9 protein-coding genes and 1 pseudogene are annotated in these 16,119 nt (G+C 56.2%); 7 read left to right on the top strand and 3 right to left on the bottom strand.

All coding sequences use genetic code 11. The features are described from left to right. The first annotated feature begins 98 nt into the window (after positions 1-98). The 4 genes and pseudogenes from C3Y91_RS30725 to tnpB form a co-directional block, all read left to right on the top strand. The gene (locus C3Y91_RS30725; RefSeq protein ID WP_168576164.1) at positions 99-677 is read left to right on the top strand and encodes a hypothetical protein; all 579 of its coding nucleotides are present in this window, start codon (positions 99-101) and stop codon (positions 675-677) included. A gap of 237 nt (positions 678-914) precedes the next feature. Next, complete coding sequence (locus C3Y91_RS30730) at positions 915-4,175, top strand: hypothetical protein (protein WP_168576165.1); 3,261 nt, start codon at positions 915-917, stop codon at positions 4,173-4,175. Then, a complete protein-coding gene (locus tag C3Y91_RS30735; RefSeq protein ID WP_168576166.1) occupies positions 4,172-10,036 on the top strand; it encodes a DEAD/DEAH box helicase in 5,865 nt (1,954 codons plus the stop codon). Before C3Y91_RS30730 ends, C3Y91_RS30735 begins: the two co-directional genes overlap by 4 nt. Before the next feature lie 13 nt (positions 10,037-10,049). Continuing rightward, positions 10,050-10,367 (top strand): annotated as a pseudogene (gene tnpB / locus C3Y91_RS38225) (IS66 family insertion sequence element accessory protein TnpB); the annotation flags it as partial. 265 nt (positions 10,368-10,632) lie between these two features. Here tnpB and C3Y91_RS30745 read toward each other — a convergent pair. From C3Y91_RS30745 to C3Y91_RS30755, 3 genes are all read right to left on the bottom strand, one after another. Further along, positions 10,633-11,313, bottom strand: a complete 681-nt coding sequence (locus C3Y91_RS30745; protein WP_168576168.1) for a hypothetical protein — start codon at positions 11,311-11,313, stop codon at positions 10,633-10,635. Positions 11,314-11,386: 73 nt separating this feature from the next. Further along, positions 11,387-12,295: an ImmA/IrrE family metallo-endopeptidase gene (locus C3Y91_RS30750; RefSeq protein WP_343227751.1), complete on the bottom strand. Its 909-nt coding sequence runs from the start codon at positions 12,293-12,295 to the stop codon at positions 11,387-11,389. Further along, a complete protein-coding gene (locus C3Y91_RS30755; RefSeq protein WP_168576169.1) occupies positions 12,292-12,618 on the bottom strand; it encodes a helix-turn-helix domain-containing protein in 327 nt (108 codons plus the stop codon). The genes C3Y91_RS30750 and C3Y91_RS30755 overlap by 4 nt, the downstream gene beginning before the upstream one ends. 194 nt (positions 12,619-12,812) lie before the next feature. Between C3Y91_RS30755 and C3Y91_RS30760 the strand changes: the two genes are divergently transcribed. The 3 genes from C3Y91_RS30760 to C3Y91_RS30770 are packed head-to-tail and all read left to right on the top strand — an operon-like array spanning position 12,813 to position 15,908. After that, positions 12,813-14,252 carry an SMODS domain-containing nucleotidyltransferase gene (locus C3Y91_RS30760; protein WP_168576170.1) on the top strand — a complete coding sequence of 480 codons (1,440 nt, stop codon included), beginning with the start codon at positions 12,813-12,815 and terminating at the stop codon, positions 14,250-14,252. A gap of 12 nt (positions 14,253-14,264) precedes the next feature. Continuing rightward, positions 14,265-15,035 (top strand): hypothetical protein, encoded by a 771-nt coding sequence (locus tag C3Y91_RS30765; RefSeq protein WP_168576171.1) that lies wholly within the window; start codon positions 14,265-14,267, stop codon positions 15,033-15,035. A gap of 9 nt (positions 15,036-15,044) precedes the next feature. After that, positions 15,045-15,908, top strand: coding sequence for a CBASS oligonucleotide cyclase (locus C3Y91_RS30770; RefSeq protein WP_168576172.1), 864 nt, complete (start codon positions 15,045-15,047; stop codon positions 15,906-15,908). The last annotated feature ends 211 nt before the right edge of the window (positions 15,909-16,119 follow it).

Here is a 16,119-nt window from a genome sequence, read left to right on the forward strand (position 1 = left end):
GCGGTCTGCGCGGGTCAGCCGCGGCTCTCGGAATATAATGAAAGATTTACAGCTTCAGGTTTATTATTCGGTATCCAGGTTATTTATCGGAGCCCATCGTGAATTACATTCCAGGATTCGAGCCGGCCGATTTCGGCAACACGCTCGAAGGCTTAACAAACAGAGCAAATCGGCCCCTCTATAAGAAGGCCACACTGTTCTGGTCCAAGCCCCAGATACTGGACAAGATCAGTTGCAGACCATTCTTTGATGATGATCGGCCATTGCTCTACGCAATTATGCGAAACCATCACTCGATGAAGCGGCGCGACCGGATTTGCTATATCGGTCTGTCCGCGACTCCATCGAATCGGTTTAGAAATCATCCGAAAGCGAGAGACTTGGCAAGCCGACGGGGCGAAACAAGCTTGAGTTATGCCTTTCTCGATGAGGAACAGTCTAAGAATGTGGATCGTATTAAGCCCGCCCTCGAGCAAATCGAACACCTACTGATCTGGACGCTTTGGGAAAGTCTGGAGAACGATCGAAAGTTGTTCACGCTCCCGGGCATGGGCAAGTTTGGTGGTCAGGCCTGGCACATAATCAACGAAGGCTACAGGTTCCGTGGGCAGATGCCAAAGGAGATCGTGTATCCTTGGATGCTCGTCCGGAAGGGCAGGGACACTACCGTCAAATGAATCCTGCCCCGCGCTCGAAGATGCAGGACGTCAACCTGGAGTGCAGCGAACGTGTGCGGTCGCCAGCTTGGCCGACGATTGAATATCTTCGTTCTGCAACCAGTGCTCTCGCTTCCAGGAGCAAACCGCATCTTTTACGCTTAAATAAGAAAGTGACGATTGAGACCCCCTTGATGGATTTATCTCGAGGCGGAGTTGACGTCTTGTATCTGACACCGGGGGGCGTCGCAAAGTTCTATGAATAACAGTCTGATACAGCTAAACGCCGCAGAGCTCGCATTGCGTCGCGCTCTCAAGTCCGCAGGGGCACCCCCGTTTATTGCCCATGCTCCAATCACAGATCGGGACCGGAAATTCATCGAAAAGGAGATACCCCGGATCATAGGCGGCGTCCCGGAAAAAGCTGTGACCATCATTCGACAGTTCCCTGCCGCCACTTGCTGGCTGATGGTGCAAGCTCTCTCCAACGACTACGGGTCAGAGACTCATCGCATCTATGAACCGATCTGCAAGTCTCTTGGACTGTCTGGCTTTCCGGCAACACTTCGGCCGGAATTAAACAAACGATTCAGGTCGGCGTGCATCAAGCTTGGGCTCACGGTAGCGAGCGGCGACGGGCGACAGCATGTCGACGATTATATCGTCCAGTCAGGTGTTGCATTGCATCAACTCAAATACCTAGCTGAGGCGTTCGTACGAGCTGAAGCCGTTATAGGTACCCCTGTAGATGATGACACTGAACGCCTGAAGGCTTGGGAGCGAAGAGCTGTCGACTTTGCAAACCCGGGGCTAACCCGAATTCGAAATATCGTGAATTGGGATGAGAGCGCTTTCTACTCCCAGCTTTATGCAAGACTACGGTCGGGAATCCATGCCACGAGCACGATCGAAGCGGCTTTTGCGGAACAGGTGGATGGCGTAGAGAAGTCTGGAAAGTTCAGTCGAGCCTCGCTTGATGAACCGGTCCGCCTCCTTTTTGTCGAGGATTCCCTCGTGCTCGCCGCCCCAGCCGCTGCCGGTGTCTATGTCGCCTTCAATGGGCGGAGAAAGTGGGTTGGACCTGGCCGGCGGCTCCATCTAACACCTCCGTGGCCCGTGGAAATAACCTGGACAAGAGAAGACAGGGAGGGCGAATTCGTTCTCTCGCTGCCTTCTGAGGAGCTACCGATTTTTCTCTTTGACCCGGTTTCCGGCAGTCAGTTGAAAGTGCTGAACAACAAGCTTGATCATATCGCCGCCTCTATAGGATCCACCGAAGTAGCCATTGTCGGACGACGGCAGTTCACCGCCAACGGCTCGATGAGTTTCGAGCTAGGATCTTCGGCTCACGCACTTATCATGGCAATGGGTTCTGGTATTGAACTGAACGCGGGAAGCCGGACCGTCCAGTTAAAGCCACCCATGCGGCCCGCGGTGGAGATCAATGCCCAGAAGATCGCAAGCGGCAGCGCTGGTGATCTCTTTGGCATGCCCTCGTCGCTGGTCGTTCGTTTCCCCAACGGAAGGCCGGAAGGCGACCTGGTCCTCCAGCTTTCACACCCTTCGTTTGCGAGCGACCAATTTCTGAGTATTCCGGAGGGAGCGGAAGTTGAAATTCCGCTACTTGAAAAGCTTCAGGCCGGGCTAGCGGGGCCTTTGCAGGTCTCGGTCGGGTTTGGCGCGGGAAACCGCGTATTGTTCCGATCAAGCACGTGGATATGGCCAGGCCTGCGAAGTCTAATCGATGGTGTCAAATTCGACGGGCCAATCCCACGAAATATTCGAATAAAAGAGTGCCAGCATCTCGTCGTAGACAATAATCGGCTCCACCTGGATCTGAGTGAGAGCTATCGCTTAGCAACCGTGGTGTTCGGTAGTCACGCCGGAGCGCCGGACTCCAAGTCGTTTGCTGTTTACCGCCCCGGCACCACGGTTTCGATCGTCGACGAAGATGGATTTGAGAGGGAGGTGCAACACGGTGCGTCGCTACCGGTTCTTCCCAACACCACGTCCTCACTTCTAATCCGGAGCGACGATCTCAATGCGGCACTTGACGTTCGAGGAACGGTCTTTCCCGGGGCTTTCGGAAGAAGCGGGACACGTCGAATCCCGTTGGCGTCCCTTGCCACGCCCGCTCCTCATGATCACGTGAACCTCTGGCCGGACGGTGACGTCAACGCCGTACGCTCGCTAGTCCGGATTTCTGCATCGACAACGCCTAGCGACTTTTCAGTGGAGCGAGACCGCGGCAAGGGTCGCACATCGGTTAAATTCAGGCTGCGTGTCCCGATCGCCGGGATTCGTGTCGAGATTTCCGATCTTGTAACCAGCGAGCTTGTGGCCCGCCCGGAGTTGTATTTAGGTCAAGAGCTTGCGGATGCGGCCGATCAGATCACGGTAAAGCAGGCATCTCGTTCAGATAACGACCATATTGTCGAATTCGCAATCAGACCAAGTCCGGGGTGGCCAGACATAGGTATAGGAATCATTTGGGTTCTTCACGCCGGACACGAGAGATGGTCGGAGCTCAGGTCTTCACGCGGAGATACGTTCCCTTTGCTGATATCCGCTCGAGTTCCTACTATTCAAGAGCTGAGCGAGCTGGGCCTATCCGAGAAACTTTATATGGGGACGACAGAGTTTTTGAATCGGTGCCATGCTACCGAAGCAGAATCGGCGTTGAGAACCTGTCAGTCTCTATGGAAGGGCGCTGGTTCAGAACTTGTTCGGAATGCAGAGCAAACGAATCCGCTTTTTCGAAGCCTGACCATCCCGATGCCATTGGACGCGAACAGTACTTGGGTCCCTTTGCATCATCCCATCGAAATCGACCCGGATCTGCTGTCGTCTTCGTTCGTCTCTTTTCAAGGGCTTAAGGGATGTGATGAAGATCTCAAGGAGCTCTTCAAACTTCATATTCTGGCGGAGATGGGTAACATCACAGATGCCATGGCCACATTTTCGGTGTCGCCGATCTTCTACACGTCCTTTGCCAATTTTGCGACGGAAGCGCGTCAGAGCGCGCCTCGATTGAGAGGTTTTGAGATATCCACTTACGTGGCCAATGCTTCCGCGGGAGATGCGGAACTGGCTGCCTTCTGGAAGCCCCGGGATCAACGACTTACGCTCAGGCATCACAGTTGGTGCATGCAGCGATTTGTGAATCGTTTTGAAACGATCGCTCCCGACGGGCAGGAACAAAATGGGCTCAGAACTCAACGGCTCAATCAGCTAGTCAATTCCGGCCAACGCGAGTTGCGAAAGGCCGCACTCCCGGCTCCCGAGGGCCTATCCGAAAGATTGACTCTATCGACCGCACTACCCGGCTTCGTCTCGGAATTATGCCGTCACGCCCGAATGGGCCAGAGCCGTCAGTTTTGGGAAACGCTGACAATGAAGATTGAACGGCCTTCTTCGGAGGTTCTTTCCGATGTGGGCTTTCTCCTCCGGCTCGCCCCCGACCTATTCGCATTCTATTTGCTCCTTTGGGAGCTAGTACGGAGATCTGAAGCCGCATGACCGATCTTGACCCACTTAAACTGCGCGACAGCCTTAGTGACACCCTCGCCCGTTACATTTCAACGGCGGTTCCAATCTCTCAGGAAAAAGCTCCGCGGCTCGCCGAAGCCGTACGCCGCAGGATTCAAAGTAGCGGAATGGAACTCGTAAAGGGGCCATACCTGGAAAGCCTTCCGGACTTTGAAAAAAGGCGCAGCATCAGCGGCCTTGTCGATGAGGGCATATTGGCTGCGGAGTGGCGGAAGATGGCGGATACCGGCGCGCGCCGGCTTTTCGAAAGACAACTTCATCGTCATCAAGATGCGGCGATCGCTCGAAGCAAGGAAGCGAACTACCTTGTCGCCACCGGTACCGGGTCGGGGAAAACTGAAGCCTTTCTCTATCCCCTAATCGACGCGCTTTTGAGGAATCACGACAAGAAACCTGGTGTCAGGGCTATCCTCGTCTATCCACTGAACGCGCTTGCAAATGATCAGCTCTACTACCGGATCGCCAAACTTTTGCTGAACGAGTTGGGCGATCCGGGCATCACTTTCGGGCGCTTTACGGGCCAAATAAAGTCGGATACGAACCGGGCGGAAGAAGAACAACGCCTCTTAGACAATCCAGCTCTCATGGAGGCGCTTGGTCACCCCGGCAAAATCTCCAGAAGCTGGCTTTTGTCACGCGCGGAAATGCTGGAGACGCCGCCACAGATCCTTGTCACCAACTACGCGATGCTCGAGCATCTGTTGCTTCTACCGCGCAACAGTCCGCTTTTCGCCAATTCGGATATACAGTTTCTCGTATTAGACGAAGTCCATAGTTACGCTGGCGCGCAGGCGATAGAGGTCGCCTTTCTTCTGCGTAAATTGAAAACCCGGCTTGGTATCAAACCCGGTCAGATTCGATGCATTGGCACCAGCGCGAGCCTTGACGAAGAACGACTCGATGAATTGGTCGATTTCGCCGAAAGCCTTTTCGGAGAGCCATTTGGAAATCCCGAGGACGCCGTAATTCGAGGAAGGCGGCTCCGTCATCCGGGATTCGAGAAGGCATCAGCGCACGTACGACTGGAGCCGCGCCAATGGGCGTTTCTCTGTGACATGATCCAGGATTTCAACGGCCTGCCGGACCAGACCGTACAAATGTGGAACCGGATGTGCGCCGAGCACGATTGCTTCAAGGTCGATGGAGCAGACGTTCATAGCGAGTTGTTTGAGCTAGCTCTTTCCTTCACGGCCGTTCGAGATCTGGCGTTGATCCTTTCGCAGGGCCTGGACAAATTCGAGCGGATCGCATCACGCTTGTTCCCGAACGCCGAGGCGGACTTGAGGGAAAAGGCGCTGAGAGGGATCGTTGCTCTCGGTGTTCTCGCAAAACGTGACCCCGCAGAATTTCCTCTGCTGCCAGCCCGCTATCATCTTGCCGTGAGCGGCATAGAGGGCGGGGTCGTAGCGCTTGACAAAGATAATCCTGAAAAATGGACGGACTTCCGCCCGCAGCGCTCATACGCGGCAGACGATGGCCGACCATATTTTCCGATCATGATTTGCAGAAATTGTGGCGAACCGTTCCTTGAGGCTTGGGAGGAAGGAGCTACGTTGTCAGGAAAGCCACGCGCAGGGGCGACGCGTCGGATCCTTCAGATATCCCCCTCTGCTGCGGGCCTGGATACCGACACCGACGATGACGACAGCGGCGAAATGGACATGGAGCAACTGTTTGTCGATCCTGGTACGGGTCACGTGACGCCCACCGCTCTTCCAGAATCTGTGTGTCTACATTCCGTGGGCCTGATTCAATCGCAAGACGGCAGGACATGGATGCTCCCGAAATGCCCTTCTTGTGGTGATAATGGCGGGCGTTTTGCCGAGCCAATCTCCAGTCTCCATCCCGGTGATGACGCGTACGCCGCAGTAGCGACACAGCAGCTAATCGAAGCGCTGCCCCCCAGCCGTGGAGACGGCGAACCAAAACCGATGAGTGGACGTAGGCTCCTTGTCTTTTCTGACAACAGACAAGATGCAGCATTCTTCGCCCCGTTTTTTGAGAGGACGAGCAGAGATCAAGCAATTAGGGCTGCCATTTACTCTTCGCTGGTGAAAGTAGCAGAGCCACTTGATCTTACCGATCTTACCGACGAAACCCGAAAACGTCTGTTGTCCGGAGGCGGTGATTTTCGACTTCTTCGCCCCGGCTCTCTGGAGCGCCTCAATACGCGCCAGGCAAAACGCAGACTTCTGAATATAATCACCGGCGAATTTTGCCGTGGCGGCGCAACACGTAGCTCCATCGAAGCCCTCGGGCTTGCATTTGTCGACTATAAGACATCCGAGATGGAGAGAATTGCAGCAGCGATTTCCGCTGCCGTTCCATCGACGCGGCCGTACGCGTCTGAGTTAGTGCGCCTGTTCTTGGACATTCTCCGACGCCAGCGCATCATTTCAAATCTCGACGAGGAACTCGATCTGGAGGACAGCTCGATCTGGGGAGAGGGACAAGACCAGAGATATCGGGTTCTGGTAGAGCGCAAGACTTCCAAAGCCGGTGCGACCGTGGGACTGCTTCCGGGATCCAGGGAGAACCGCTTTAGTTGGTTTCTCGTGAAGAAACTCAAACTGAGCGACACCGAATCCACTGCGGTTCTTTCCGCTTTCTGGCATAGTGCCAACAGAGGGGAGCTTCTTAAAAGCTACGGTTCGGGTCGCGCGATCGATCCTTCCGGAATCATGGTCGCCGACGGCAGGGCGTATCCTCTTTATCGTTGCATCACATGCGGAACACGAACCATCCGATCGGTTAACGGTCATTGCGCGGCTTGGCAATGCGAGGGTTTGCTCAAAGCGTTGCCTGCGGACGAAAGAACAGCTTTCGAACGCGAGAACCATTATGTTCAACGCTATATCGACAGCAGGACGCAGGCCGGTCTCGCCAGAGAGCATACAGCCGCGATCGGCGTGCAGATGCGTGAGGAGATCGAGGATAGTTTTCGAAAAGGCGATCTCAACCTTCTAAGCTGCACGACAACCATGGAAATGGGTGTCGATCTCGGAGATCTCGAGGCGATCGTATGCCGCAACGTACCTCCTTCGATTTCAAACTATCAACAACGAGCGGGCCGAGCAGGGCGGCGCGCGCAGGCCGCCCCTGTGGCACTGACTGTTGCGCGAAACGGCAATTTTGATCAGGAACAGTTCCGATATTTCGATGAGTACCTTCGTAAGAAACCCGCGGTGCCATACATTTCGCTGGAGAACCCTGACTTCTTCAGGCGGCACCAAGTCTCTACGATTTTGCGTCACTTCCTCGAGAAAAGGATTGGCAATGTCGATCGAACGGGCGCGCCCCGAGTGCGCGACCTGCTCGGAGTTGCTTTCGGTGTCGCCGAGACCGAGAAGTTCAAGGCGCAGGTTGATTTCTTCCTCGAAGCGCCAGCCGGTCAGGTGGCCCTCCGGGAGGCGACATCGATCGCAGGCCAGCTACCTTCCGATCTTCGTCGAATTGGGTTGCGCGACGCGGAACTGGCCCGTCACTTCAAATCCCAGCTTGATCATTTTGCCGATGACTTCCACATTCGCTGGCAAACCCTGCAAGATCGGCGATTGGAAGCGCGCCAACAAGATCGTGACAACGTGGCTGCGAGGCTCGGCGCAGAGCAGACCCGCTTGCTCGAACAGTTCCTGGTTGAGGCGCTATCCAAGGCTGCCGTCATTCCCACCTACAGTTTTCCGGTGCATAGCTGCAGACTTGAAATCACCCAGCAATCGGGACCGGCATCGGCGTTCGGATCCACGGACAGTCCAATTCAGCTCGACCGCGCGGCCACGATGGCAATCAGCGAATACGCTCCGGGTGCGGAGGTGATTGCCGCCGGGCGCATCTGGGTGAGCGCTGGGATCGTCCGCTACCCAAAGGATTTCATGCCCGATCAACAGGCGCGGATCTGCCAATCCTGCCAGCATGTCGAAATCAGACGGTTCATCGAAGACTTTCCGCCAGACTGCGCGCAGTGCGGTGGCGGAACCTTCGACCGCGCTCCTTTCATAGAGCCAAAAGCATTCATGACTGCTTACTCCGAACGCGAGGGACGGGATCCTGCATCTTCCCGCATTCGCCAGAGGCCTGCAGAAGAAGCTCGGCTCGTTACTCGCGTTCCAGAAGGCGCTTATGTGGAAACCGAAATTGACAGGGTTCGCACGTTCTACGCGCCGGCACAGCCGACGGGTTTGGAGGTGAAGCCCAAAGGGCAGTTGTTCGTTCTCAACAGGGGACCCAATCGTGCGGGCTACTTCAGGTGCATGCGCTGCGAACACAGCGAGGCTGCGCCAAGAGCCGCTTTGGTCGGCAAGGCGGTTACCACATCACACAATAATCCGCGAACTGGCGACCGTTGCTCCTGCACGACTTTGTCTCACCCAGTGAGCCTCGGCCACGTGTTCGAAACGGATGTCAGAACCGTCGCATTCGATGCGCCGATTCCCGAGCCGACGGCTGATGATCCGGATGTAGTTGCAAACTACCGGACTAGGTTCCTACGCACACTGGCTGAAGCATTGCGGATCGCAGCAGCAAGGCTCCTGAATGCCGATGGACGGGATTTGGCTTCGACGATGCAGATCGACGATGGTCGTCCGACGGTCGTCTTATTCGACGCTGTGGCGGGCGGAGCAGGCTATTCGCGCCGCCTCTGCGAAGCAGGACGATATTCCGCCGGTAACCTTCTGGCACGTGCCATCTCTCTACTTGATTGTCCGGCTCAATGCGGAAGCGCCTGCAGTCAGTGCCTCAGCGACTATCGAAATCAGATGTATTGGGACGAATTGGATCGTCGTCCCGTTCTCAATTGGATGAATGAAATCGCGGGGCGTGCTGCCGTTCCCGAAGGTGTGCCGGACGACGCCGTACTATGGCGCTCGCCTTCGCTTGAAGGCCTTGGTGAAAAGCTTCGGGGGTCTACTGAAGTGACCTTCTTTGCGCCTGAAATACTTCCTTCGGAGGGAAGCGGCGGTTCGCTAGCCGTCGCACGTTTCATCCGAGGTCTCTCGGAAAATTCGCCCGACCGCAAGATATCGATCGTCACGGAAGGCGACATGACGCTTCATTTCGCCGGCCTCTCTACCGACGGTCTCGAAGCCGTCGAGTTGCTGGCTCTTCTCGAACGCGCTGGTCGGCTCCAGATATTCAATTCGAACGGCCATTCCCAAAACACCCCAAGGTTATTGGCGACTTCCAGCGACGGCGAACTCGGGGTCTGGACTGAGTATCGGCCTCCACTTATGGCCGACTTGCTCCAAGGAGCCGTCTACATCGTCAACTCGTTGCCCGACAGCAAAGCCAAGGCCATTCGTGAGACCAAGTGGAAAGCAAGACTGGCTCAACATGCGCTCGCCAGCCTACTTGCCGATACAAAGACTTGGGATTTCCAGCCCAGGCAGGCAAGGTTGTTCAATCAGATGTTCGCGGCAGCTCGCGATCGAGTCGGAGAGGTGACGATCCGTGATCCGTACCTTCTGTCCGGGGAGCGCAACGCAAGATATCTCGAGCAATTCCTTGGAGAACTGAAGCGAAGCGGTGTCGGCATGAAAAGCGTTGTGTTGGTATGGCGGGAAGGCGACTCCCGAAAATACGCATACGAGCCGCCCCATCAGCAAAAAAAGGTAGCGAGCGCGCTTATTGGCAGGGCTTTGGGCAACGTCCCCGTCAGCTTTCAAGTTCAGGCTGCTTCCGACCGAAATCATTTTCACGACCGTCAGTTGCGCATTAGGTATCCGGACGCATCCGGAAAATCAGAAACGCTGGTCTGGGATGTCAGCTCAGGGATCGATAATCTTATGGATATTAGCAAGGAGGCCAAGGTGTATCTGAGGAAGGGGATATAAGGTCACGAAGCGCCCGTTTACCGGGACGGTCTTCGTGTTCCGGTCGCGCAAAGCGGATCGGCTGAAGCTGATCTACTGGGATGGCAGCGGGCTGGTGATGGCCTACAAGCGGCTGGAGGAACATACCTGGCTACGACGCGCGCCCTGCAAGCGAGTGAAAGGAAAGAAAATGGAGCTTGTACTAGCCGCAGATCCCATGTGCTCGTGGTGCTATGGATTCGGCAAGCAAATGGGGTTGCTACTTGAGCGGCGTCCGGACGCCTCGTTGAAGATCGTCCTCGGTGGACTCCGGGCGGGCGCGACCGACGTTCTTGATGACGCGGGCAAGTAGTTCAGACTACATCATTGGGCGAAGGTCGAGGAAGCCAGCGGCGTATCGTTCATGCGAGCGGTTTGGCGCGCACTGTGCTGGTCGTCAGCGTAAACCGAAGCAGCACTGCTTGGCATCAGCGTAAACTGCGCATTCGGTGGCCTTTTGTGGGTCCAATGACCTGTGTTCCAAGCTATCTCCAGAAACTGGATCGAGCCTTTCGAACCAGCATGAAACCTTCACAGGATCCCTTGTCCATTGACATCTTCATTCCGCGCGGTGAGGCCTAATACGTCGGCCCTGAAGCTCTCACGATATCGAACGCCTCCTCGACGTGCTCGTGGAGGAGACGCAGTCGCAGTCTCTGAGGAGAGGTATTGTTTGCCGAGGGGAAAAGGGGCGCGAAGTAATCCGGGCGCGTGTCAACGAGTGTCTGATCTATGCGATGGCTGTTGTGCTTCAGCAGATTGTTGAGGCGATTCAGATTATCGAGCTGCGGACTGATAGGGTAAATTTTTGCGCTCTCGGCACTCAGTATCCCGAAGTGATCGCGCCTGCCATGAAGCCTCGTCCATGCTCTCGCGGACCGCTCCCAATAGTGAAAGGCGCTTGTAACGAACGCCTCTCGCACGACACTGACCGCCAAAATGGCGTCCATCTCTGCCTGGGCGAGCGAATGCGCGGTGGAACCAAGTAAGATGCCATCCTCATCATATTCCGCGTCATCGATACCGGCTTGCTCGTACTGCGAATAGGCGTGGGCAGCGTCACGAAGCGCCTTACTCATCGTATCGGCCGATGCCCGATATGCATCACAGATGCGGTCGATGCCCGTCTGATATCGGAAGGCTTTAAAGCTCTCAGGCAAAAACGCCATAAACGTCTCGAATCCTTCCCTAGAGACCTGTGCGCCTACGTGGCGCACACAAAATGCCACCCCAGAAACAGGATCGTCAAAAGCTGACATGAAGCTCTCAACAATCAGAACTCATCTCTGTCCGAGGGACCGCTTAGTTGGAGGCCGCTTAGCCAGTCATGGTCTACGCCCGCGTCCCCAGTCGGAAAAACTGCGTATACGAGTCCTGAAAATCATCCTCGTCCTGATAGGCTGGCGCCTTGCCTTCAAAATGTAAAAGCGTCAGCTCGAAGTCATATCGATCTGTCCTCATGGACATTTCGAAAGCCGGCTCCGGAAACCAAACGCCTGCCTTCTGCTGAATGCCCTCCAAGGATTCGTCTCGCGACAGCTTGCTAATAGCAAGCGAAGCGGCGGGCAGTTCAAACAGGTCGCTTTTAGTCCGGAGAAAGCGACCTGACTTGAGGGCCGCCTCGCTCGACTTCGCCCAGAGCGCAAATCCATCCACGGATGCGATAGCCATCGCCCTTGTCGTTGTGTATTCGAGCCATCTCAGTGTCGCGGCCGTCAGCGAAACCCCGTATCGATCCGATGCGTCTCCGAGCCGGTCGAGGCCCGCAAGCTGATCCGAGGGTATGCGGCGTCGGTAGTCATCGAGCGGCATGAGGAGGTTCGCCGCGAATTCGTTGGCTTCCTTTTCGATGTCTCTGCCAGCTCCGTGCTCCACAGCCTCCTTCGTGCAGTGGAACCCGCCGTCGAAATCCGGATCCTCGTCGACGAGCTGGCGATGGAGAACAAAATGACCGAGTTCGTGTGCAATGGTGTAGGCTCGGCGCCCAGCATTCTGCTTCCGGTCATGCATGATCGCCCAGCGCCGCGGCTTCGTGTCGCCCGGCACGAGGGCACCTTCGCACCCAGGGAGATCACGCGCGACGACCTGCTCAATGTGGCTATGTGGCGAGATCTGTCGCGTATACTCGAGCGCTAGCTCGCCTACGTTCACAGGGCCACGGTCGAACCTGTCATTGCCGAGGACAGTGTTCAGTACTAGCGAGATGTTGTTGGCGGCGCTCCGCGGCGACTTGATCGTCACTCCTTCTTGCCTCCAAGAAGCCTTGCCATGGCACGGATTTTCTCCCGGGTATCGTCGGGCATCTTGCTATACTCCCGGAAGAAGGCTTTGTCTTCGGCATCAGCGAGCGTGACCTCTTCGCGTCCGATGAGATAGTCGGTGGTAACCCCGAGTGCCACGGCGATGGCGGCGAGCTTCTCTGCAGACGGACGCGGAGGGTCCTTATTCTCGAGCTCCCATATGTAGCTCTTGGAGGAACCGGTCTCAGTCGCGAGCTGATCAAGGGTCAGCCCCTTCTTCGTGCGCAGCTCCTTGATTTTCTTGCCGAAAGTGGGCTGGGTCATGGCAGAATCTCTCATCGCTTCTTATTGTTCGGTGTAGCTATACAGTATGGGCCTTGACTCCGGAAATCAACATCCCCATCTTGTTCGGAGTAGCGATACTAAATGAAGCATTACAGTGAACCATTTTGGGAAACGCCCGCTGTTAGGTCAGAAGGTACCTTGGCAGCAGCGCCAGAACGAGATCGGAAAGAGGCATGAAGCTCGTAAATGATTTCAAGGATTTCCTTAAGGATACCGTCAACCTCAATCAGACGCGCATCGACTTGCTCTCAGCTCGTGTCGACGCCATCAAAGATTTTCTCAGGGCGTCTGACTGGGACCCGCAGGTCCTTCAATTCATCCAGCAGGGGTCGTGGGCGCACGACACGATCATCCGTCCCGTCGACAAGGGAGAGTTCGACGCTGACCTGCTCGTGAAGGTCAAACCCGTCGACGGTTGGAGCGCCGCCCAATACGTGAAAGAACTCGGTAGCGTCTTCCGCGATAGCAAGCGCTATGGCGAGATGACGGTCGTCTACGATTACTGCGTCACCATCACCTACGCCGATGATTGCAAGATCGACATCGCGCCGTTGCTGACGGATCGCAAGTACCAGGGAACCCTCGAGGTCTGCAACAAGCGCGCCGACGAATTCGAAGAGTCTCAGCCGATCGAGTACACCCGCTGGATCAAGGAAAAGAACGGATACTCCGGCAACAACTCCTTCCGGAAGGCAACGCGGCTGATCAAGTACATCCGCGATATCAAGAAGCGGTTTAGTTGCCAGTCAGTTCTGCTGACGACCTTGATCGGCCATCGGATCGAGTGGTGGGACAAGGACACGACGGCCTTCGCCGACACGCCGAGCGCCCTCCAGACGATCATGGCACGGCTCGATGACTGGCTGCAGGAACGCCCTGAAAAGCCGAGGGTGGAGAACCCGTCCCTAAAATCGCAGGACTTCGCGGATCTTTGGAACGACACCCAGTACGCAAACTTTCGCAATTTCGTGCACAAGTACCGGACGTGGATCGATGAAGCCATCGAGGCCCCGAGCCGCGCCGAAAGCATTGAGAAATGGCGCAGGGTCTTCGGCGATGACTTCGCAAAGGGCGAGAACGTCAAGAAGGCCGAGGCTTCAGTTACCGATCGCGCACGGGTCCTTCTCATGGACACAGCCGCCCATCTTGACGGACTTGTCGACACCGTGATCGATTGTGGGGTGGGAATCCTTCCGTCCATCTTCAACAAGCCACCACATCAGCAGGCACCGCCCTGGCCGATGGCGGAAACCGTCTCGCGCAATGTTCAGGTCTTTGCGGAGCATAGCGGTACCAAGCTGAAGGGAAGGGGGCACCGGATCAGTTCGGGGGAGGCGCTCGCTCCCAGTGGCGGGCTCTGGTTCGATGTGCGCATCAACAAGTTCCAGACCGTGCCATCCGACTGCTACGTTCGGTGGCGCATCACGAACACAGGCGCCGCCGCGATGGGCCAGAAATGCGGAAGGGGCGGCTTCGAAAAACCGACGGATGGCGATCGGCGGTGGGAAGGGCTGCAGTATCGGGGAGTCCATATGGCCGAGGCCTTCATCATCAGGCAACGCGATGATCGTGTCGTCGGCCAGAGCACCCCATTCTACGTCGTGATCAAGTAAGAGGAGGAATGAATGCCTAAGGTCGATACCGTCAGTAAGAACTACTACGCCCCGCTCGCGATGATGGACGCCATCGGACGTTGGCTGTTTTGGGCGATCTCCATTCTGTCCATTGTGACTCTGTTCATCGACAAGGCCGCGCATCCACAGGCCAGCACCGCTCTTCAGATTGCGTTCCTGATCGCCGCTATGCTCTTCTTCGTGCACGGACAGGTTCAGAACATCTACCTCTTCCCAAGGGCTGAGGATGCCAGGCGGCAAGAGGCGCTATCGAACAGCTTCAGCGTCGCGCTTTCGCATGAGGAGACGATTGGCTACTACAATAACGACCAGACGAATCCGCTCAGGAGGTTGGCCGCGAATTCCATGGAAAGCGTATTCTTCACGCGCTCCATTGTTCGCAAGATGCTGAGGTCTCAGCGCATAACGACGCTTGGCTATCTCGTGGTCTGGATTGCGGCGATGGCGTATCCCTCCACCGATCTCGAGGTCATCGGCGTTGCGGCGCAAGCAATCTTCAGCGGGGAGATCGTCGGACGACTGGTTCGCATGGAATGGCTGCGCATGCGCTGCGAACACCTCTTCGACGACTTCAACAGGCTCTTCAACGGCGGTCGGGGGGCATCCAAGTCCATCACTCAGGCCCAGATCATCGAATTCTTCGCCTCCTACGAGACAACCAAATCGACCGCTGCGATCCTCCTCTCCACGAAGATCTTCAATGAGCAGAACCCAACGCTGACAACCGAATGGGAGCGCATACGCGCTCGCATCGGTATCTGAGGTGCGTCGATGGCCACGACCATTGCCGGCGCCTTCCAACAGTTCAAGGCCAATCTGGAGATCTCAAGTCTGCAGGAGAGCACGACTTCCACTCGCCAGCAGAATGTGCGAGATGCAGTCTCCAAGGACTTCGTTGTCCTCGATACGTTCCTTACCGGATCCTATCGCCGCAGCACGATGATCGCGCCCCTCAAGAGCGCCGACATTGATGTGTTCGCCGTCCTTGATCCGAGGTACTACGCGGCCCAGAATCAGCACACGCTGCTGACGTCGGTAAGGACCACGCTCAAGAAGAAATACCCCTCGACACCAAGGATAAAGCCCGACGGACAGGCCGTGACCATAACGTTCACGGATTTCGAGGTCGACGTCGTGCCGGGCTTCTATCGGAACGGCGGAGGCTTCCTCATTCCTGATGCCAATCTCAAACGGTGGATCCCTACCGATCCGAAAAAGCACGTGGAGCTTTGGTCCCAATCCAACAAGGCTCACAACGGCGCGCTCGTTCCGCTCATCAAGATGCTCAAATGCTGGAACCGGGCCAATGGGAACCTACTTCGCTCCTTCCACCTTGAAGTTCTCGTTCGGCATGTTCTTCAGGACGTCACCATCAGTGACTACGCCAGCGGTGCCCGTTGGGCGTTCGACAAGATGAGGGGGAAGGTCTGGGTTAAGGTCGCCGACCCGGCCGGCTACAGCGATGATGTCGCCTCATATCTCGCCAAGTCGGAAGCGGACAAGATCATTGCCGCCCTGCATAAGGCGTATCGTAAAGCGGTTGCCGCTGAAAGCAACGCTAGTTACGGCTTCGTGAGGTCAGCGATCGAGGACTGGCAGACTGTCTTCGGCGATTACTTCCCTGGATATGGATGAGAGGGGCATGGTGCCCAGGCATCTATGTATCTGGCCGCGCTCGCCTTCAGTATCTCGATCCCATGGAAGGCAATAGAGGTCCTTGACACCTTCCCGCATGTTCTTTATTCGTTCCCGCCCATGAACACCTCCGCGCGCCACTCGATTCGAACACGCTGACGCGCTCCCGGCTTCGTCCGGTGCCGCCCAGTTCTGCGTTTCGTTTTCGAGG

The sequence above is a fragment of the Rhizobium ruizarguesonis genome (genome assembly GCF_012349115.1).
Lineage (GTDB): Bacteria > Pseudomonadota > Alphaproteobacteria > Rhizobiales > Rhizobiaceae > Rhizobium > Rhizobium ruizarguesonis.